This is a genomic window from Saccharothrix sp. NBAS 001, from assembly GCF_056640475.1.
This window is the reverse complement of the sequence record NZ_CM153251.1, coordinates 9,862,415-9,880,071: the sequence shown is the minus strand read 5'-3', so window position 1 is coordinate 9,880,071 and position 17,657 is coordinate 9,862,415. Positions and strand designations below refer to the sequence as shown.

Here is a 17,657-nt window from a genome sequence, read left to right as displayed (position 1 = left end):
CGTGAGCCGGCCCCAGTCACCGCCGATCGGCGCGGGAGCCACCGCCCGCCGAACCGCCCGTGACACCCTGGGCGACTCCCTCGGCGGCGCGGCGACCCGGCGGGTGACCCGCCCGGCACCGCTGCGGCAGGCGGTCTACGACGCCCTGCTGGACCTGATCGTGAACCGCACCCTCGAACCGGGGCAGCACCTGGTGGAGATCGACCTCGCCGAGCACCTGGGCGTGAGCCGCCAGCCGGTCCGCGAAGCGCTGCAACGCCTCCAGACCGAGGGCTGGGTCGACCTGCGCCCCGCGCAGGGCGCGTTCGTGCGCACGCCGTCGGACGAGGAAGCCGACCAGCTGCTCAGCGTGCGCGGCGTCCTGGAGACCCACTCGGCGAAGCTCGCGGCCCAGCGCGCGACCGCCGAGGACGTCGCGGAGCTGGAGCGGCTGCACCGGGCGGGCGTGCGGGCGCTGGCGGCGCGGGACGTGGAGGGCCTGGCGGCGGCGAACGCGGCCCTGCACGCGCACATCACGGGCCTGTCCGGCAACGCCGTGCTGGCCGACATGATCGCCACCGTCGACCGCCGCGTCCGCTGGTACCACGCCGCGCTCGCGCCGACCCGGGGCCCGGACGCGTGGGCCGAGCACGCCGAGCTGATCCGGGCCATCGCGGAGCACGACCCGGAAGCCGCCGGCCGCGTCATGTCCCGGCACACCGAGCGCACCCGCCGGGCCTACGCCGACACCGTCTGACGCGCGCGGCCCGCGCCCGCTCAGGCGTCGGAGTCGCCCGGCTCGGCGACCTCCGTCCGGGTGCGCGACGCCATCAGGCTCGCCACCGTCGTCACCAGCAGCACCACCAGGATGACGCCGAGCGAGAGCAGGATCGGGATCTCGGGCGCCCAGCCCACGCCGTGGTGGTGCAACGCCTCCAGGATCAGCTTGACGCCGATGAACGCCAGGATCACCGCGAGGCCCTTGCCCAGGTGCACCAGCCGGTCCAGCAGGCCGCCGATCAGGAAGAACAGCTGGCGCAGCCCCATCAGCGCGAACGCGTTGGCGGTCAGCACCAGGTAGGTCTCGCGGGTCAGGCCGAAGATCGCCGGGATCGAGTCGACCGCGAACAGCAGGTCCGTGGTGCCCACCGCGACCATCACGATCAGCATCGGCGTGACCACCCGGCGGCCGTCCAGCACGGTGGTCAGCCGCGCGCCGTCGTAGGCCGGGGCGGTCGGCACCACCCGCTTGACCGCGCGCAGCACCGGGTTCTCGGTGAACTCCGGCTCGTCGGCGTCGTCCTGCCGCAGCAGCTTCCACGCCGTGTAGACCAGGAACGCGCCGAAGAGGTAGAACAGCCAGTCGAACCGCGAGATCGCCTGCGCGCCGACCGCGATGAACACCGCGCGCAGCGCCAGGGCGATCACCACGCCGACGATCAGCACCTTCTGCCGGTACGGCTTCGGCACCGCGAACCTGCTCATGATCAGCATGAACACGAACAGGTTGTCCACGCTGAGCGAGTACTCGGTGATCCAGCCGGCGAAGAACTGGCCGCCGTAGTCCGGTCCGGCGAACACCGTCACACCGAGCCCGAACAGCACCGCGAGCCCGACGTACACCGAGACCGACACCAGGGACTCGCGGAACGACGGGTCCCGGGGGTTGCGCGCGACCAGGTGGAAGTCGAGCGCGATCACCAAGCCGAGCCCGCCCACCGTCGCCAACCACACCCAGGCGGGTAGGTCCATCACTGCCCTCCGCTGATCACCGGGCGCGCCGCCCGCCGCACCCGCGCGGGCTCGGCGTACCGCACGAACCAGCACCGTGCCAACGGGTTGCGCGCACGCACATGCTCCAGCCGATGCGGAGCCATCAGCCCATGCAACCACAGTTACCCGACGAACCACCCGAATCCCGCGAATCGCGGATGGTCCGAACGGCCCAACGCGGCCCGCACGGCGCGGTCGACGACGCGAACCGGACGCGGCGATTCGACCGGCCCCGAAAAGTCCATTGTGGACACGACGGCGTCGGGAAGGCGTGCCGGACCCGCGATCACCCGAGGGGCGCTCACATTGCCGGGTGTCGGACCGGCGTCGGCCAGGTGATCACCCGGCCGGGTGCCGCGACGGTGCGGGAGGAGCCGGGAGCGCGTGCCCGGCAGTCCGGGCCGCCGACGCGGGGAGCGAGGTCCTGCGGGACCTCCGACCCGCCGCGGTCGACGGCGACCCGGTGCTGCCGGAACGGCCGGCGCGCGATCTCTCCGACAACGCTGTCAGCACGACCACGCGGGCGGCCGGGCGGGCGTCGTGCCGCGGGACGGGTACCGGTGGTCGCGGAATGACCGCCGGGGCCCGGACTGTCCACAGTGCGCGCCGTGGCCGCCGCCCACGGCGGCACGGTGACCGCGGCACCGGGGGCGGACGGCGGGTTGGGGGTGTCGGTCAGGTTTGGCGGAGGAGGGTGAGGAACGCCCGGAATGGACGGTCCGCGAAGGTCAGTTCGGGGCCGGGACGCTTGCTGTCACGAACAACGGTGGCCGCGCGGCCGACGGCCAGCTCCACGCAGTTGTTCCCCGCGCCTGAATAAGAGCTTCTACGCCACGTCTTCTTCGTGTTCATGTTTCCTTCAGTGCGGTTGCCAGTTTCCTGATCAGCGCAGCCGACTCCTTGGGCGACAGGGCGACCTGCGCTGCCATGTCCTCGAAGTGAAGCAGGTACTTCTCGACATCGGACGGATTGTCCACCCACTTACCTCCGCCGGCGTACTCCAGGTACACGGAGGAGGGATCGCCGGCGTCGAACCTGAGGGCGGTGGCGCCGCCGCCGGACATGGTTCCGTAGGCGCCCGCGCCGAACGGGATCACCTGGATGGTCATGTCGGGCTGTCGCGCCATCTCCAGCAGGTGCGCCAACTGCGCGTGCATGACCTCGGGGCCGCCCACGACCCGGTGCAGCGCGGCTTCGTCGATCACCGCGTGCAGGCGGAGTCCGGGCAGTCGGCGCTGCCGGCTCGCCAGCGCCGCCACCGCCTGGTCCACCGGCACTGACGGGTCCAGGAAACGCTGTCCCGCCAAGCGCACCGCGGAGGCGTACGCGGCGGTCTGGAGCAGGCCGGGGATCACGATCATCTCGATGGTGCGCACTTCCGTCGCGTCCGCCTCCTGCCGGGCGTACGTCCGCGCCTCGGGGGTGTACGCGGCGGCGTTGGCCAACCGGGTGCTGTCCTGTTTGGCGTCCTCCCACAGGGCTTCCGCTTCGCGCCGCTCGGCGTCGGTCGCGCCGTACAACCCGAGCAGTGCGCCCAACTCGGTCCAACTGGGACTGATGTAGCCGTTCTCCATCCGCGACAGCGTCGACTGGGTCTTGCGGGTCAGCGCGTGGTAGTCGACCTCGGTCTTGCCGGCGCGCTTGCGCAGCGCGTTGAGGAACTGCCCGAGCTTGCGCTTGCGTCGGGTTTGGACGGCTGCCATTCGGATCGCTCCTCGCTGAAAAGAACTTCGAACACCCTAGTCGGCCCGCACGCCGATTTCAGTTCACTCGTTCGAGCGTTTTAAGGTGCATACGCACCCATTAACATGAGCCCCGTCGGTGGGGCTGCGCGGCCGCGGGTCGGGCGGCCCGCGGCGCACGCCACGCAGCACAGCCCCACCGGCCCCGAAGCCCAGGACCGCCACCCCCTTCCCTACTACAGTCGGTGGCATGTACATCTCGCAGGTCCGGCTGCGGAACATCAAGGGATTTCACGGCGCCCGCGAGGTCGACCTGCATCTCACCGCACCGGGCTGGACGGTCATCGCCGGGCGCAACGGTTCCGGCAAGACCTCCCTGCTGCACGCCGTCGCGCTCGCGCTCAGCGGCCCCGCGGTGGCCCGCAACCTGGTCACCGACTTCGAGAACTGGGTCACCGCCGGCCAGCGCGAGGCGGTCGCCCAGGTCCGGTTCACCCAGGACGAGCACGCCGAGCGCTGGTCCGGCAAGGGCCGGCGGCCCTCCGGCGAGCTGTGGGCCGGCCTGGTGTGGACGATGCCGGACGGCGATCGCGGCGGTTACGGCGGGTACCGGGGACTCCAGCCGTCGCTGCGCGAGAAGCTGGAGGGCAGCAAGACCGCGGCCACCCGGGGCCCCTGGCAGGACAACCCGACCGGGTGGTTCTGCGCCGCGTACGGCCCGTTCCGGCGGATGGTCGGCGCGACCAACGACGCCCAGCGGCTGATGTCGAACTCCGGCCCGGTGTCGCGGCTGGCCACCCTGTTCCACGAGGACGCCTCGCTCGCCGAGGGCGTCGGCTGGCTGATCGAGCAGCACCTGCGGTCGCTGGAGCGGCGGCCCGGCGCGGAGGAGCTCAAGGCGGTCGCGCTGGCGATCCTGTCCGACGGCCTGCTGCCCGACGACTACCGGATCGAGGGCGTCGACTCGGACGGCCTGTGGGTGCACAGCGGCGGCCACCGGTTCCCGCTGCGGGAGATGAGCGACGGCTACCGCACGGTGGCGTCGCTGGTGGTCGACCTGATCAAGCAGATCTACGAGTCCTACGGGGTGCTGCGGACCGCGCCCACGCCCAGCGGCCTCGCGCTCACCGCGCCCGGCGTGGTGATCATCGACGAGGCGGACGCGCACCTGCACGTGTCGTGGCAGAAGCGGATCGGCGGGTGGCTCAAGGAGCACTTCCCGAACGTCCAGTTCATCGTCACCACGCACAGCCCGTACCTGTGCCAGGCCGCCGACCCGGGCGGGCTGATCCGGCTGCCCGGCCCCGACCAGATGGAACCGCCCCGGGTGGTGGACCAGGGGCTGTACGAGCGGATCGTCTACGGCAGCGGCGACGACGCGGTGCTCTCCGAGCTGTTCGGGCTGGACACGCCGTACTCGGAGCGCGCCGAGCGGCTGCGCGCGGAACTGGTGGAGCTGGAGATCGCGGTGATCGGCGGCACCGCCGGCGACCGCGCGGTGCGCCGCTACGAGCAGCTCAAGCGGATGCTGACCAGCTCGCCGGTGGCGCGGGCGCACGAGGTGCTCGCCCGGATCGAGCGCACGCGGGGCGAGCGGGACCGCGCGGAAGTGGATCGCGGGTGATCCGGATCGCCCGCGCGGCGCTGCCCGCCGACCTCGCCGACCGGCTGCCGCCGCTGACCGCCGAGATCACCGGCGCCCCGGACCGGGTGCGGACCGCGCGGGCGGCGTGGAAGCGCGCGGCCGTGCGGCGGTCGGTGCACGCGCCGCTGCGCCGGCTGCTGGAGGAGATGGCCCCCGGCTACCAGCGGTGCATGTACTGCGGGGACAGCCAGGGCACCGACATCGACCACTTCGAGCCGTTGTCCCGCAACCCGTTGCGGACCTTCGACTGGCTCAACCACCTGCTGGCCTGCTCGACGTGCAACAGCAACCTGAAGCGGGACCGCTACCCGCTCGACGACGAGGGCCGGCCGCTGCTGGTGGACCCGACCGCCGAGGACCCGTTCGAGCACCTCCTGCTCACCTTGGCGCTGGGCACCTACGTGGCGCTCACCCCCAAGGGGCAGGCGACCATCGACGTGTGCGGGCTCAACCGGCCGGTGCTGACCCGGGGCCGCGAGCAGGCGCACCGGGTCGTGGTGATGAGCCTGCTGCGCTGGTCGGCCGCGCGGGCGCGCGGCGCGGCGGAGGAGATGCGCGAGGCCGTGCTGACCGTCCAGGGGCAGCCGTTCGCCGACGTGTGCCAGGCGATGCTGCGGCTGGCCTCCTCGCCGGGCGCGGCGCGGGTGCTGGACGGACCGGTGCTCGCGGTGCTGCGGGATCCCGAACTGCGCGCCCGGCTGCTGGCCTGATCTCAGAGGTCGCGCATCATCCAGGTGGACGCCTCGGGCGCGAACCCGTGCCGCTGGTAGAACCGCCGCGCGGCGTCGTTGGGGGCCTCGGTCTCCAGGACCATCCGGCGCGCGCCGGCCGCCCGGCACGCCCCGGCGAGTTCCTCGATCACCTTCCCGCCGACGCCGCCGCCCCGGTTGCGCACGAAGAACTCGTCGAGCAGCGCGTCCCGCCCGCCCGACTCCAGCGAGTAGCCCCAGGTGAGCACCGCGTAGCCGGTGTCGAACAGCCAGACCTGGCCGACCGAGTCGTCGGCCAGCAGCGGGCCGAGGGCGGCGGTGAGCACCCGCTCGTCGTAGTGGTGCCCGTCGACTTCGTAGAACTCGCGCAGCAGGGGCAGGATGATGGGAAGGTCCGATGTGGAGGCTCGGCGGATCGTCACGCCACGCAGCGCACACCCCTTCCGGGCCGGCCGCAACCTCGCCCCGCCGGGTTGGGCCGGGCGGGCGACCTCACGGGCTCGAATTGTCACGAAAAGACGCAGGTCGAGATGACTACTCGGCCAACGGGGTGAAATTCGCGGCGAAAATGTCGTGGCGCGGGTCCATCATGGCCCCCATGGCAGACGCAATCGTGGCCGAAGGGCTGGTCAAACGCTACGGGTCGGTCGTCGCCCTGGACGGGTTGGACCTCGTGGTGCCGGAAGGCACCGTCATGGGCCTGCTGGGCCCCAACGGCGCGGGCAAGACGACGACCGTGCGCGTGCTCACCACCCTGCTGGAGCACGACGCGGGGCGGGCGACGGTCCTCGGGCTCGACGTGGTGGGCCAGGCCAAGGAGCTGCGCCGCCGGATCGGCCTGTCCGGCCAGTACGCGGCGGTGGACGAGAACCTGACCGGGTTCGAGAACCTGGACATGGTCGGCCGGCTCTACCACCTGGGCAAGAAGCCCAGCCGGGCGCGGGCCCGCGAGCTGCTCGACCGGTTCGACCTGGTGGAGGCGGGCGACCGGCCGGTGAAGGGCTACTCCGGCGGCATGCGGCGGCGGCTCGACCTGGCCGGCGCGCTGGTGGCCAAGCCCGACGTGCTGTTCCTCGACGAGCCGACCACGGGCCTGGACCCGCGCAGCCGGCTGGGCATGTGGGACGTCATCGGCGAACTCGTGGCGGGCGGCACCACGCTGCTGCTGACCACCCAGTACCTGGAGGAGGCGGACCGGCTGGCGGACAAGATCGCGGTCATCGACCACGGCCGGGTGATCGCGCTGGGCACGGCCGACGAGCTCAAGGCCCAGGTGGGCGGCGAGCGGCTGGAGCTGACCGTGGGCACCGCGCAGGAGGTGGCCACGGCGCGCACCGCGCTGGCGTCGCTGGCCATCGGCGAGGTCGTGGTGGACGAGCGCGCGCACCGGCTGACCGTGCCGGTGTCGGGCGGGTCCGAGGTGCTGGTGGACGGCATCCGCAGGCTGGACGCGGAGTCGGTGAAGGTGCTCGACGTCGGCCTGCGCAGGCCGACGCTGGACGACGTGTTCCTCACGCTGACCGGACACGCGGCCGAGGACAAGCAGGAGGAGCAGGGGGCATGAGCGCTGTCACGCAGGCGCTGGCGGACGGCGCGGTCGTCGCCAAGCGCAATCTCATCAAGATCAAGCGGGTGCCGGACCTGCTGGTGTTCTCCACGTTGCAGCCGATCATGTTCGTGCTGCTGTTCGCGTACGTGTTCGGCGGGTCGATCGACATCCCGGGCATGGACTACCGCGAGTTCCTGATGGCGGGCATCTTCACCCAGACCGTGGTGTTCGGCGCGACCATCACCGGGTCGGGGCTGGCCGACGACATGCAGAAGGGCGTGATCGACCGGTTCCGGTCGCTGCCCATGGCCCGCTCGGCGGTGCTGATCGGCCGGACCACGTCGGACCTGCTCAACAACGTCATCGTGGTGGTCGTGATGTCGCTGACCGGCCTGGTGGTCGGCTGGCGGATCAACTCGTCGTTCTTCGAGGCGCTGGCCGGGTTCGCGATCCTGCTGCTGTTCGCCTACGCCCTGTCGTGGGGAATGGCGATCGTCGGGCTCATGGTGCGCAGCCCGGAGGTGTTCAACAACGCGAGCTTCATCGTCATCTTCCCGCTGACGTTCATAGCGAACACCTTCGTGCAGGAGAGCAAGCTGCCCGGCGTGCTGAAGACGTTCGCCGAGTGGAACCCGGTCTCCGCGGTCACCGCGGCGGCCCGCGAACTGTTCGGGAACACGAACCCCGCCTTCCCGCCGGCGGACGTGTGGTCGCTGCGGCACCCGGTGCTGACGACCCTGATCTGGGTGGCGATCTTCCTCGCCGTGTTCGTCCCGCTGGCCACCCGGCAGTACCGCAAAGCGGTCAGCCGGTAGCGGTTTCGCGGTGCAGACCGGGTCGGCGCGCCGGCCCGGTCTTCCTTTTGTCCGGGGGTAATCCGATCGCCCCTCGGGAATGGCCCGCATAGGCTGCCCGCCATGACCGCCACGACCCTCTCCGGCGCACACGTCGACATCCGCCTCTGGGCCGACCCGGCCGAGGTCGAGGAACAGGCCCTGCGGCAGTTGCGCAACATCGCCTCGCTGCCGTGGGCGGTCAAGCACGTCGCCGTGATGCCGGACGTGCACTACGGGCTGGGCGCCACGGTCGGCTCGGTGATCGCGCTCAAGGACGCGGTGTCGCCGGCGGCGGTCGGCGTGGACATCGGGTGCGGCATGACGGCGGTGAAGACATCGTTGTCCGCCAACGATCTTCCGGCCACGCTCGGGCCGCTGCGCACCGCCCTGGAGGCGGCCGTGCCGGTCGGGTTCGCGATGCACAAGGAGCCGGTGGTCGACCGGGACGGCTTCTGGGACGCGTTCGACCGGCTGACCCCGACCCTCGACCTGGACCGCGCGGTGCGCCAGGTCGGCACGCTGGGCGGCGGCAACCACTTCCTGGAGGTCTGCCTGGACACCGACGACCGGGTGTGGGTGATGCTGCACTCGGGGTCCCGGGGCATCGGGAACATGCTGGCGCAGCACCACATCGCGGTGGCGCGCACGCTCGCGCACAACGAGGTGCTGCCCGACCCGGACCTGGCGGTGTTCCTCGCGGGCACGCCGGAGATGGCCGCCTACCGGCACGACCTGTACTGGGCGCAGGAGTACGCGCGGCGCAACCGGGCCACCATGCTCGGCCTCGTGTGCGACGTGCTGCGGCGCTCGTTCCCGCAGGTGTCGTTCGAGGAGCCGATCAGCGCGCACCACAACTACGTGTCGGAGGAGCACCACTTCGGCGAGGACGTCCTGGTGACCCGCAAGGGCGCGATCCGGGCCCGCAAGGGCGAGTTGGGGATCATCCCGGGTTCCATGGGCACCGGGTCCTACATCGTGCGCGGCCTGGGCAACCCCGACTCGTTCGAGTCCGCGTCGCACGGCGCGGGCCGCAAGATGTCGCGGACCAAGGCGCGCAAGACGTTCACGGCGGACGACCTGGCGGCGCAGACCGCGGGCGTCGAGTGCCGCAAGGACGTCGGCGTGGTGGACGAGATTCCGGGTGCCTACAAGGATCTCGACTCCGTCATCGCGCGGCAGAGCGACCTCGTCGAGGTCGTGACGCGCCTCAAGCAGGTGGTGTGCGTCAAGGGGTAGGGCACCCGCCCGTGGCCGGTCGGTCTCGCCGGTCACGGGCGCGGAACCCGGAACAGGCCGGAACGGCCGCGAATCCGGGTCAGGTTTGTCGTGCGCCCACGACGGCAACCCGGTGGACAGCCAAGCCCTAGGAGGCACAGATGTCCACCGGCACCGTCATCGGCGTCATCGTCGTCGTGCTGGTTGTCGCGGCGGCGGCCGTGCTGCTGCGGTACTTCCTGCAGCGCAAGAGGTTGCAGGAGAAGTTCGGCCCGGAGTACGACCGCACGCTGGCCCAGAGCGACAACCGGATGGCCGCGGAGCGCGCCCTCGTGGAGCGCGAGCGCGAGCACTCCCGGCTCGAACTGCGCCCGCTGGCCCCCGGCACCCGCGACACCTACACCCGCAACTGGTCGCGGATCCAGGAGCAGTTCGTCGACGCGCCGGAAGGCGCGGTCGCCCAGGCGGACCGACTGGTCACCGACCTGATGGCGGAACGCGGCTACCCCACCGAGGGGTACGAGAGCCAGGCGTCGCTGCTGTCGGTGGAGCACGCGCGCACGCTGGAGCACTACCGGGACGCGCACACCATCTCCGAGCGCCACGAACGCGGTGAAGCGTCGACCGAAGACCTGCGCACCGCGATGGTGCACTACCGGACCTTGTTCGAGGACCTGCTGACCAACGGCGCGGAGCACGACGGCGACCGCCGTGACCGCACGGAAGGGGCGCGCTGATGACCGACCGCCTGACCACCGACGACTTCGTCCCGCCGGAGAAGCGGGGCAACCACCCCGACGACGACCACCCGGACACCCGCACCCCGGACGCCCGCACCCCGGACGTCTACGACGAGGACGTCCACGCCGGCGGCACCCGCCCCGGTGACACCGACGCCGCCGGGACCGACGCCGTTGAAACCTACAGCGACGAGGTCCACGACGAGCCGGCCGACTTCGGCAGAGCACCCGCCGGCGAGACCGGGTTCGACCGCGATCCCGAGGTCGTGCCGGTGACCGCGCTGGCCGCCGAGCCGGGCGTCGAGGGGCGCGGCGCGCGCACCGACGACGAGCCGCTGTTCGGCGACGCCGAGGCCGACGACCTCCAGACCCGGTGGCGGGCCCTCCAGACGGACTTCGTGGACGACCCCCAGGACGCCGTGCAGCGCGCGGACGAGCTGGTGGCGCAGGTGATCGGGAGTCTGGCGAACACCTTCGCCGAGCACCGGCGCTCGCTGGAGGAGCAGTGGAAGCAGGAAGGCCACGCCGACACCGAGGAACTGCGGGTCGCGCTGCGGCGCTACCGCACGTTCTTCGACCGGCTGCTCTCGGTCTAGCACCGCGGCAACGGATCTCCCCGTTGTGCGCCCGGCGACCCGGACGCACAACGGGTGTTTCCGCGCTCAGCCGGGCAGTTCCCGGATCTCCATCTCCAGCACGTCGATCTCGTCGCTGATGGCCTCGTCGAGCATCCGGTCCAGCAACGTCGAGCAGTCGTGGATCCCCACCCCGAACCGGGGCACCTGCTCCCACCACACCGCCGGGTTGTTCCAGAACGACCCCGATCCCTGGTCGACCCCGTCCAGGCACCGCAACCGCTGGTCGTCCTCCGGCAGCTGCCGCACGTAGTCCACGAACCGCGCCAGCGCGCCGGGATCGCACACCGGCACCGCGCCGTACCCGCGCAGGCAGTCCTCAAGTTCCGCCAGGAACTCCTCTTTGAACGTCACCGCACACCCCCCGCTTCCCCCGCGCCGTTGCGGGTGAGGAGCACTCACTTCCCTGGCACCAACGGTACCTCCGCGAAGGCGCGCACAAACGCCTGCCAATGGGCGGTAAACGGGCACGACTCGCTAACGTTCGGCGGTATGCGGGCTAACGTTCGGCGGCGCGCTGGCGAACGGCGCCCAACGCGACGAGCCCGGCGAGCGTGACCGCCAGCAGCAGCACGGTCGACGCGGACGCGGCGAACACCTGGCCCCGGTCGGTCAGGGCGAACACGCTCACCGGCAGCGTCCGCCAGTCCGGCGGGTAGAGCATGATCGTCGCGCCGACCTCGCCCATGGACAGCGCCAGCCCCAGCGACGCGGACGCCGACATCGCGGGCAGCAGCACGGGCACCCGGACCCGCCACAGCACCCGCCACGCCGACCCGCCCAGGCTCGCCGCGACCGCCGCGAGCTGCGGGTCCACCCGGCGCTGCGCCGCCGACACCACGCTGAAGGTGAACGGCAGCAGGATCACCAGGTGCGCCACCAGCACGATCCACCGGGTGCCGTTGAGCAGCAGCGGCGGCCGGCTGAACGCGACCAGCAGCCCGAGCCCGACCACCACGGACGGCACGGCCAGCGGCAGGTGCGCGGCGGCGTCCAGGACCCGCCGGACGGGGCGGGGAGCGCGTTGCGCGCCCAGTGCGAGCCACGTCCCGAGCACGACCGCCGTCAGCGCGGCGAGGACGGCGGTCTGCGCGCTGACCACCGCACTGGCGACGGCGTCCCCGGCGACGGCGTCGGCGAGGTGGTCGGTGGTCAGCTCGGACGGCAGCACGCCGTTCCACGACCCGGCGACGGACGCCAGCACGATCATCGCCAGCGGAGCGACCACGACGACCGTGAACAGCACCGCGAACAACGCGATGACGACCGCCCGACTACGCCGCGTCCACAGCAGCACGGCCCGCTCCCTTCGCGAACACCCAGCGGTGCAGTGCGTACAGCGCACCGGAGAAGACCACGTTCACCACGGCGACCACGCACGCAGCGGGGTAGTCGAACGTCACGATCGCCTTGGTGTACACCAACATCGGCAACGTGATGACGTCCTTCGCGCCGACGAACAACACGATCCCGAACTCGTTCATGCACAACAACAGCGTCAGGCACGCGCCCGACGCCAACGCGGGCAGCGCGTCCGGCAGCACGACCTGCCGCAACACCCGCCACGGCGAGGCGCCCAGGCTCGCCGCCACGTCGAGCTGGGCACCCGGGATCTGGCTGAACGCGGCCAGCGCGGGCCGCATCACGAACGGCGTGTAGAACGTGATCTCGGCGAGCAGCACACCCCACGGGGAATACAGGAAGTCCACCGACCCGCTGCCCAGCGCGGCGTTGAGCACGCCCGCGCTGCCGTAGAGGAAGGTGAACGCCAGCGCGATCAGGAACGACGGGAACGCCAGCACCACGTCGACCAGCCGGGACACCACCCGCGCGCCGGGGAACGGCGCGAACGCGATCACCAGCGCCAGGAACACGCCCAGCACCAGGCACCCGGCGGTGGCCGCGACGACCAGCAGCGCGGTGCGGCCCAGCGCCCGCTGGAACTCCGCCGACACCAGCACGTCGTGCCAGTTCGCGAGCCCCACCGACCCGTCGTCGGCGACGAACGACTGGTGCAGCACCAGCGCCAGCGGGTACCCGAAGAACACCACCAGCACGGCGACCGGCGGCACCAGCCACAGCAACCGCCGCATCACGCCACCCGCACCAGCGGACAACCGTCCGGAATGGACACCTCGACCCGCGACCCGACGGCCAGCCCGTCGACGTCGGGGACCTCCGCGCGCAGCCGGTGCCCCAGGTCCAGTTCCAGGTCGAGCCGGTACCCGGCGCCGCGCCACTGCACGGCCAGCAGCCGGGCGGGCAGCCCACCGGGGGCGGCCGACGGGCCGGTGGCCGACCGCACGGCCACCCGGTGCGGGCGCACGCCCAGCGCCACCGCCTCGCCCGCCGCCAGCCCGGCCGACGAGGCGGCCAGCCGGAGGTCGCCCAGCCGCACCGTGTCCGCGTCCACGACCTCCACCGGCAGCAGGTTCGACGCGCCGAGGAACGACGCGGTGAACGACTGCCCCGGCCGGTGGTACAGCTGCGGTGTCGCGCCGACCTCGACCAGCCGGGCGTCGCGCATGACCGCGATCCGGTCGGCCAGCGCGAGCGCCTCGCCCTGGTCGTGGGTCACGTAGACCACGGCCGTGTCCGGCAGTTCGGCGCGCAGCCGCAGCAGTTCGGCGACCATCTCCTCGCGCAGCGCGGCGTCCAGCGCGGACAGCGGCTCGTCCAGCAGCAGCACCGGCGGCCGGATCGCCAGCGCCCGCGCGATGGCGACCCGCTGCTGCTGGCCGCCGGAGAGCTGGCGCGGGTAGCGGTCGCGGAACCCGGACATGCCGACCAGGTCCAGCACCTCGGCCACCCGCTCGGCGACCGCGCGGCGCGGCGACCGCCGGGCGCGCAGCCCGAACGCCACGTTGTCGAACACCTTCATGTGCGGGAACAGCGCGTAGCTCTGCACCACGACGCCGAGCCCGCGCCGGTTCGGCGGCTCGTCGGTGACGTCCCGGCCGCCCAGCAGCACCCGCCCGGAGGTGGGCCGCAGGAACCCGGCCACCGCCTTGAGCGCGGTGGACTTGCCCGAGCCGGACGGGCCGAGCAGCGCCAGGGTCTCCCCCGGCGCCACCGACAGGTCCAGCCCGCGCAGCGCGACGGTCCGTCCGAAGTGGACGGACACGTCACGCAGCTCGACGGCGGGTGTCAACGCCCGACCGCCTTGGTGTACGCGGCGACGTCGGCGTCCAGCGTGGCGACCACGGCGGTCCAGTCCGGCTGCCACACCCGCACGCCCTTGAGCAGCTCGGCGATCCGGCCCTCGGCGGGCACGTCGGAGCGGGTGGCCTGGCCGAGCGCGTCGGTCGCGACGGTCTTCTGCACGTCGGTGGAGAGCAGGAAGTCCAGGAACTTCCGGCCGTTGTCGGCGTGCGGGGCGCCGGTGGCGAGCCCGGCGTGGTACGGGATGGCGAACGTGGAGCGCTCGCCCCGGTCGTCGGCCGGGAAGAACACGTCGAACTCGGACTTGTCGTCGCGGATCGAGGCGAGGTTCATCTGGAGGTCGCCGTTGGCGACCAGGATCTCGCCCTTGGACACCTTGGGCTGGAGCTTGCCGGTGGACGAGGACGGCCCGACGTTGTTGGCCTCCAGGCGGGCCAGGTAGTCCAGCGCGCCCTGGTCGCCGTAGACGTGCTTGAGCTGCAACAGGACCGCCGTGCCGTCGCCTGCCTGGCCGGGCGTGGAGTACTGGAGCTTGCCCTTGAAGCGCGGGTCGAGCAGGTCCTGCCAGGAGGCGGGCGCGGGCTGGACGAGCTTCGGGTTGTAGATGAAGTCGAGGTAGTTGTTGACGATCGGGGTGTGCTTGGCGGTGTGGCCGGCGACCTTGTCGGCCCCGGCGGGCGCGTAGTCGGCGAGCAGCCCGGCCTTGTCGGCGCGCTGGATGAACGGCGGCAGCGTCACCAGGACGTCGGCCTGCGGGTTGGCCTTCTCCCGCTCGGCGCGGGTGACCACCTCGCCGGAGCCGCTCTCCACGAGCTGGACGGTGATGCCGGTCTTGGCCTTGAACTCCTCGGCGCGCTTGCCGTACCAGTTCGCCAGCCCGTCGACGGTGTACACGGTCACCGTCTGGTCGCCGGCGGCGCTGCCGCCGGCCGTGCCGCCGCAGGCGGCGGTGAGCATCAGCAGTCCGACAGCCAGAACCTTGCGCAGCATGGTCTCTACAGCCCTTCGAGTACGGCGGGGAGGTCGCGGATCGAGTCGAGGACGTGCGTCGCGCCGGCGTCGGCCAGCGCGGTGCGGGTGCCGGCCCCGGTCAGCACGCCCGCGACCACGCGGGCGCCCGAGCGCAGGCCGGACCGGACGTCGGACGGGGTGTCGCCGACGACCGCGACGTCGCGGACGTCGGCCAGCCCGAGCCCGAGCACGGCGGCCAGCACCATGTCCGGGTAGGGCCGGCCCCGGCCGACTTCGGCCGGGGTGGTCGTGAAGTCCGCCAGGTCGGTCCAGCCGAGGGCGGACAGGATGAGGTGCTGGGTGGCGCGGGAGAACCCGGTGCTGAACGCGACCTTCACGCCGTTCGCGCGCAGCCCGGTGATCACCTCGTGCGCGCCGGGCACGGGCGCGCAGTGGCCTTCCGCGACCAGCGCGGCATAAGCCCGCTCGAACGCGGTGTTGGCGCGCTGGGCGGCGGCCTCGTCGCGCAGCATCTCCCGGAACACCACGATCTTGGACTGGCCCATCGTGTCCCGGACGTGCCGCACCATCGCGGGCGTCGCGTCCGGCAGGGCGCGCAGGAACGCGCGCTCCACGAGCCCGTCGTCCAGCACGGTCGTGCCGGCCATGTCGAACACCACCAACGCGGTCACAGGCCGATCTCCTCTGCGGTGTCGAAGCCGATCGCGGGCGAGCACGTCATGCCCCGGCCGCCGGGGCCGGTGACCAGCCACACGCCGGACTCGACCTGCTCGCGGTGCACCACCTGGGACGTGTCGGCGCACTGCGCGTACACGCCGGCCCAACGGCGGGCGATGCGCGGCAACGGCCGGCCGAGCACGCTCTGCGCCACCTCCACGAGGTGGTCGTAAGGCGCGTCCTGGGTGTCGAACGGGAACGGCTCGTCGTAGCCGTGGGTGTCGCCGATGGTCAGGCCGCCGTCGAGGCGCTGCACCACGAGGAGCTGCATGGCGTGCGCACGGGCCACCTCGGGCTGGGGCTGGTCGCGGTTGAGCGCGTCCAGCGCCGCACCCCGGTAGGCCGGGTAGTAGCGCAGGCTGTCGCCGTCCGCGACGGACGTGGTCAGCGGCACGTCCAGGGGTTCGGTCTGCATCATCTGCAACCGCACGCGCCGCACCGGCACGACGCCGGCGATCTCGCGCACCAGGCCGCCGAGCGCCGCCCCCGGGCACAGCACCACCACGTCGCCGCGGTGCTCCACGCCCTGGTCGTCGCGCACGGCGCCCGGCCCGACGGACCGCACTTCACGTCCGGGCAGGAAGGTGAAGCGACCGGTCGCCTCCAGCGCGGCCCGCAGCGCCGGCTGCGCGGTGCGCGGCTCGACGGCGGCGTCCCGCGCGCACCACAGCGCGCCGAGCAGGTCGCCGCCCAACGCCGGGTTCACCGCGCGCGCCCGCGCCGGGTCGAGCAGCTCCAGGCCGCGCTCGGCCGCGTCGGGCCGGGCGGCGGTCTCCTCCGCGACGGCCAGTTCCAGCGGGGTCCGCAGCACGGTGAGCGAGCCGTTCGCCCGGAACCCGAGCCCCGGCACGCGCTCGCCGATCCGCTCCCACAGCGCCCGGGCGCGCAGCGCGGTGCCCAGTTCCGCGCCCGCCGCCCGCCCGCCGACCCAGACCAGGCCGAAGTTGCGCACCGAGGCCCCTCGCGCCTCGGGTTCCCGTTCCAGTTGGACCACTTCGTGGCCGCGTTCCACGGCCTGCCAGGCGTGCATGGTCCCCAGCACGCCACCACCAACGATGAGCACTCGCACGGCGGGAACGGTGCGCGGCCGGGACGAACCGGTCGTGTCCCCTCGGCGTCCGCGCGGTGAACTCAAGATGTGGACTAGATGGGTTACCCTTCCGTTACCCGATGCCGCCTACCGCGACACCGGACTGCGCCGGACAGCGCAGCCTAGACCTCCGCCCGGAGCCGTGCCACGAAGCTGAACCGGTCGCCCCGGTACAGCGAGCGGACCCGCTCGATCGGCACGCCGTCGTCGTCGTAGGAGATCCGGTGCAGCAGCAGCATCGGCAGCGCCGGGTTGGTGCCGATCAGCAGCGCCTCGCGCGGCGTGGCCAGCACCGTCTCCACCCGCTCCTCGGCCTCGGCGAAGACCACGCCCAGCCGGTCGGTCAGGCACGCGTACAGCGAGGTGGTCGGGTCGAAGACCTCCAGCAGCGTCGGGAACCGCGCCGAGGGCAGGTAGGTCGACTCCAGCCCCACCCGCTCGTCGTCGGCGAGCAGCACCCGCTCCAGGTGGATCACCGTGTCGCCGCGGGTGATCCGCAGGTCGCGCGAGAGCACCTCGTCGGCGGGCAGGTGCTCGACGGTGATCACGCTGCGCGCCGGGTCGACGCCCTGCCGGCGCATCCCCTCGGTGTAGGACACCAGGGACAGCGGCTGCACCAGCTTCGGCGGCGCGACGTAGGTGCCGCTGCCCTGCCGGCGCTGGAGCTTGCCCTCCAGCACCAGCTCGCCCACCGCCTGGCGCAGCGTCACCCGCGACACCGAGAACCGCTCGGCCAGCTCGCGCTCCGACGGCAGCGCCGTCCCCTCCCCCAGCGACTCGACGAGCCAGAGCAGCTCGGTCTTGACCGCGTAGTAGCGCGGGATCCGACCGTGCTCGGGGATACCGGCGCGGACCGGTCCGTCCGCGCGGTACTGGGGAGCGAAGTGAGATGCGGGCACCGGCCGAGCCTACGACCTGGAACGCGCCGGTCAGACCGCTATCGGGGTGGGTC

20 protein-coding genes are annotated in these 17,657 nt (G+C 72.3%); 8 read left to right on the top strand and 12 right to left on the bottom strand.

Annotation, left to right across the window (positions count from 1 at the left end; all coding sequences use genetic code 11):
• Position 1 precedes the first annotated feature (1 nt).
• Positions 2-736 (top strand): GntR family transcriptional regulator, encoded by a 735-nt coding sequence (locus tag AC0HI0_RS44805; RefSeq protein WP_480934530.1) that lies wholly within the window; start codon positions 2-4, stop codon positions 734-736.
• 20 nt (positions 737-756) lie between these two features.
• Here AC0HI0_RS44805 and AC0HI0_RS44800 read toward each other — a convergent pair whose 3' ends face one another.
• From AC0HI0_RS44800 to AC0HI0_RS44790, 3 genes are all read right to left on the bottom strand, one after another.
• Entirely contained in the window at positions 757-1,731 is a 975-nt protein-coding gene (locus AC0HI0_RS44800) for a TerC family protein (RefSeq protein WP_480929535.1), read from the bottom strand.
• A 696-nt stretch (positions 1,732-2,427) separates the two neighbouring features.
• Positions 2,428-2,604, bottom strand: coding sequence for a DUF397 domain-containing protein (locus tag AC0HI0_RS44795; RefSeq protein ID WP_480929534.1), 177 nt, complete (start codon positions 2,602-2,604; stop codon positions 2,428-2,430).
• Positions 2,601-3,455: a helix-turn-helix domain-containing protein gene (locus AC0HI0_RS44790; protein WP_480929533.1), complete on the bottom strand. Its 855-nt coding sequence runs from the start codon at positions 3,453-3,455 to the stop codon at positions 2,601-2,603. The genes AC0HI0_RS44795 and AC0HI0_RS44790 overlap by 4 nt, the downstream gene beginning before the upstream one ends.
• A gap of 229 nt (positions 3,456-3,684) precedes the next feature.
• Here AC0HI0_RS44790 and AC0HI0_RS44785 point away from each other — a divergent pair, with 229 nt between their 5' ends.
• Together AC0HI0_RS44785 and AC0HI0_RS44780 are read left to right on the top strand one after the other, a co-directional pair.
• Complete coding sequence (locus tag AC0HI0_RS44785) at positions 3,685-5,058, top strand: AAA family ATPase (RefSeq protein WP_480929532.1); 1,374 nt, start codon at positions 3,685-3,687, stop codon at positions 5,056-5,058.
• A complete protein-coding gene (locus tag AC0HI0_RS44780; protein WP_480929531.1) occupies positions 5,055-5,789 on the top strand; it encodes an HNH endonuclease in 735 nt (244 codons plus the stop codon). Before AC0HI0_RS44785 ends, AC0HI0_RS44780 begins: the two co-directional genes overlap by 4 nt.
• Positions 5,790-5,791: 2 nt before the next feature.
• Here AC0HI0_RS44780 and AC0HI0_RS44775 read toward each other — a convergent pair whose 3' ends face one another.
• Complete coding sequence (locus AC0HI0_RS44775; RefSeq protein ID WP_480929530.1) at positions 5,792-6,211, bottom strand: GNAT family N-acetyltransferase; 420 nt, start codon at positions 6,209-6,211, stop codon at positions 5,792-5,794.
• A 176-nt stretch (positions 6,212-6,387) separates the two neighbouring features.
• Here AC0HI0_RS44775 and AC0HI0_RS44770 point away from each other — a divergent pair, with 176 nt between their 5' ends.
• The 5 genes from AC0HI0_RS44770 to AC0HI0_RS44750 all read left to right on the top strand — a co-directional run bounded on the left by AC0HI0_RS44770 (position 6,388) and on the right by AC0HI0_RS44750 (position 10,725).
• Positions 6,388-7,353, top strand: coding sequence for an ATP-binding cassette domain-containing protein (locus AC0HI0_RS44770; protein WP_480929529.1), 966 nt, complete (start codon positions 6,388-6,390; stop codon positions 7,351-7,353).
• Positions 7,350-8,153, top strand: coding sequence for an ABC transporter permease (locus AC0HI0_RS44765; protein WP_480929528.1), 804 nt, complete (start codon positions 7,350-7,352; stop codon positions 8,151-8,153). The genes AC0HI0_RS44770 and AC0HI0_RS44765 overlap by 4 nt, the downstream gene beginning before the upstream one ends.
• 102 nt (positions 8,154-8,255) lie before the next feature.
• Positions 8,256-9,410: an RtcB family protein gene (locus AC0HI0_RS44760; RefSeq protein ID WP_480929527.1), complete on the top strand. Its 1,155-nt coding sequence runs from the start codon at positions 8,256-8,258 to the stop codon at positions 9,408-9,410.
• 140 nt (positions 9,411-9,550) lie between these two features.
• Positions 9,551-10,126, top strand: a complete 576-nt coding sequence (locus AC0HI0_RS44755; protein ID WP_480929526.1) for a hypothetical protein — start codon at positions 9,551-9,553, stop codon at positions 10,124-10,126.
• A complete protein-coding gene (locus AC0HI0_RS44750) occupies positions 10,126-10,725 on the top strand; it encodes a hypothetical protein (protein ID WP_480929525.1) in 600 nt (199 codons plus the stop codon). Before AC0HI0_RS44755 ends, AC0HI0_RS44750 begins: the two co-directional genes overlap by 1 nt.
• Before the next feature lie 66 nt (positions 10,726-10,791).
• On the opposite strand, the gene AC0HI0_RS44745 is transcribed toward AC0HI0_RS44750, so the two are convergent.
• The 8 genes from AC0HI0_RS44745 to AC0HI0_RS44710 form a co-directional block, all read right to left on the bottom strand.
• On the bottom strand, positions 10,792-11,118 hold the full coding sequence (locus tag AC0HI0_RS44745) for a hypothetical protein (protein WP_480929524.1): 327 nt from the start codon (positions 11,116-11,118) through the stop codon (positions 10,792-10,794).
• A gap of 145 nt (positions 11,119-11,263) precedes the next feature.
• Positions 11,264-12,061, bottom strand: a complete 798-nt coding sequence (locus tag AC0HI0_RS44740) for an ABC transporter permease (RefSeq protein ID WP_480929523.1) — start codon at positions 12,059-12,061, stop codon at positions 11,264-11,266.
• A complete protein-coding gene (locus AC0HI0_RS44735) occupies positions 12,039-12,857 on the bottom strand; it encodes a 2-aminoethylphosphonate ABC transporter permease subunit (protein ID WP_480929522.1) in 819 nt (272 codons plus the stop codon). Before AC0HI0_RS44735 ends, AC0HI0_RS44740 begins: the two co-directional genes overlap by 23 nt.
• On the bottom strand, positions 12,857-13,888 hold the full coding sequence (locus AC0HI0_RS44730; protein ID WP_480929521.1) for an ABC transporter ATP-binding protein: 1,032 nt from the start codon (positions 13,886-13,888) through the stop codon (positions 12,857-12,859). The genes AC0HI0_RS44735 and AC0HI0_RS44730 overlap by 1 nt, the downstream gene beginning before the upstream one ends.
• A gap of 23 nt (positions 13,889-13,911) precedes the next feature.
• Positions 13,912-14,916: a 2-aminoethylphosphonate ABC transporter substrate-binding protein gene (locus AC0HI0_RS44725; protein ID WP_480929520.1), complete on the bottom strand. Its 1,005-nt coding sequence runs from the start codon at positions 14,914-14,916 to the stop codon at positions 13,912-13,914.
• A 5-nt stretch (positions 14,917-14,921) separates the two neighbouring features.
• The gene (locus tag AC0HI0_RS44720) at positions 14,922-15,569 is read right to left on the bottom strand and encodes a phosphonatase-like hydrolase (RefSeq protein ID WP_480929519.1); all 648 of its coding nucleotides are present in this window, start codon (positions 15,567-15,569) and stop codon (positions 14,922-14,924) included.
• On the bottom strand, positions 15,566-16,684 hold the full coding sequence (locus tag AC0HI0_RS44715) for a TIGR03364 family FAD-dependent oxidoreductase (RefSeq protein ID WP_480929518.1): 1,119 nt from the start codon (positions 16,682-16,684) through the stop codon (positions 15,566-15,568). Before AC0HI0_RS44715 ends, AC0HI0_RS44720 begins: the two co-directional genes overlap by 4 nt.
• Positions 16,685-16,827: 143 nt before the next feature.
• A complete protein-coding gene (locus tag AC0HI0_RS44710; protein WP_480929517.1) occupies positions 16,828-17,604 on the bottom strand; it encodes a GntR family transcriptional regulator in 777 nt (258 codons plus the stop codon).
• Positions 17,605-17,657: the final 53 nt, after the last annotated feature.

Excerpts from the sequence above, each read along its gene's own strand:
- AC0HI0_RS44800 (WP_480929535.1), bottom strand. The coding sequence starts at position 1,731 with ATGGACCTACCCGCCTGGGTGTGGTTGGCGACGGTGGGCGGGCTCGGC.
- AC0HI0_RS44795 (WP_480929534.1), bottom strand. The coding sequence starts at position 2,604 with ATGAACACGAAGAAGACGTGGCGTAGAAGCTCTTATTCAGGCGCGGGG.
- AC0HI0_RS44790 (WP_480929533.1), bottom strand. The coding sequence starts at position 3,455 with ATGGCAGCCGTCCAAACCCGACGCAAGCGCAAGCTCGGGCAGTTCCTC.
- AC0HI0_RS44785 (WP_480929532.1), top strand. The coding sequence starts at position 3,685 with ATGTACATCTCGCAGGTCCGGCTGCGGAACATCAAGGGATTTCACGGC.
- AC0HI0_RS44770 (WP_480929529.1), top strand. The coding sequence starts at position 6,388 with ATGGCAGACGCAATCGTGGCCGAAGGGCTGGTCAAACGCTACGGGTCG.
- AC0HI0_RS44765 (WP_480929528.1), top strand. The coding sequence starts at position 7,350 with ATGAGCGCTGTCACGCAGGCGCTGGCGGACGGCGCGGTCGTCGCCAAG.
- AC0HI0_RS44760 (WP_480929527.1), top strand. The coding sequence starts at position 8,256 with ATGACCGCCACGACCCTCTCCGGCGCACACGTCGACATCCGCCTCTGG.
- AC0HI0_RS44755 (WP_480929526.1), top strand. The coding sequence starts at position 9,551 with ATGTCCACCGGCACCGTCATCGGCGTCATCGTCGTCGTGCTGGTTGTC.
- AC0HI0_RS44750 (WP_480929525.1), top strand. The coding sequence starts at position 10,126 with ATGACCGACCGCCTGACCACCGACGACTTCGTCCCGCCGGAGAAGCGG.
- AC0HI0_RS44735 (WP_480929522.1), bottom strand. The coding sequence starts at position 12,857 with ATGCGGCGGTTGCTGTGGCTGGTGCCGCCGGTCGCCGTGCTGGTGGTG.
- AC0HI0_RS44725 (WP_480929520.1), bottom strand. The coding sequence starts at position 14,916 with ATGCTGCGCAAGGTTCTGGCTGTCGGACTGCTGATGCTCACCGCCGCC.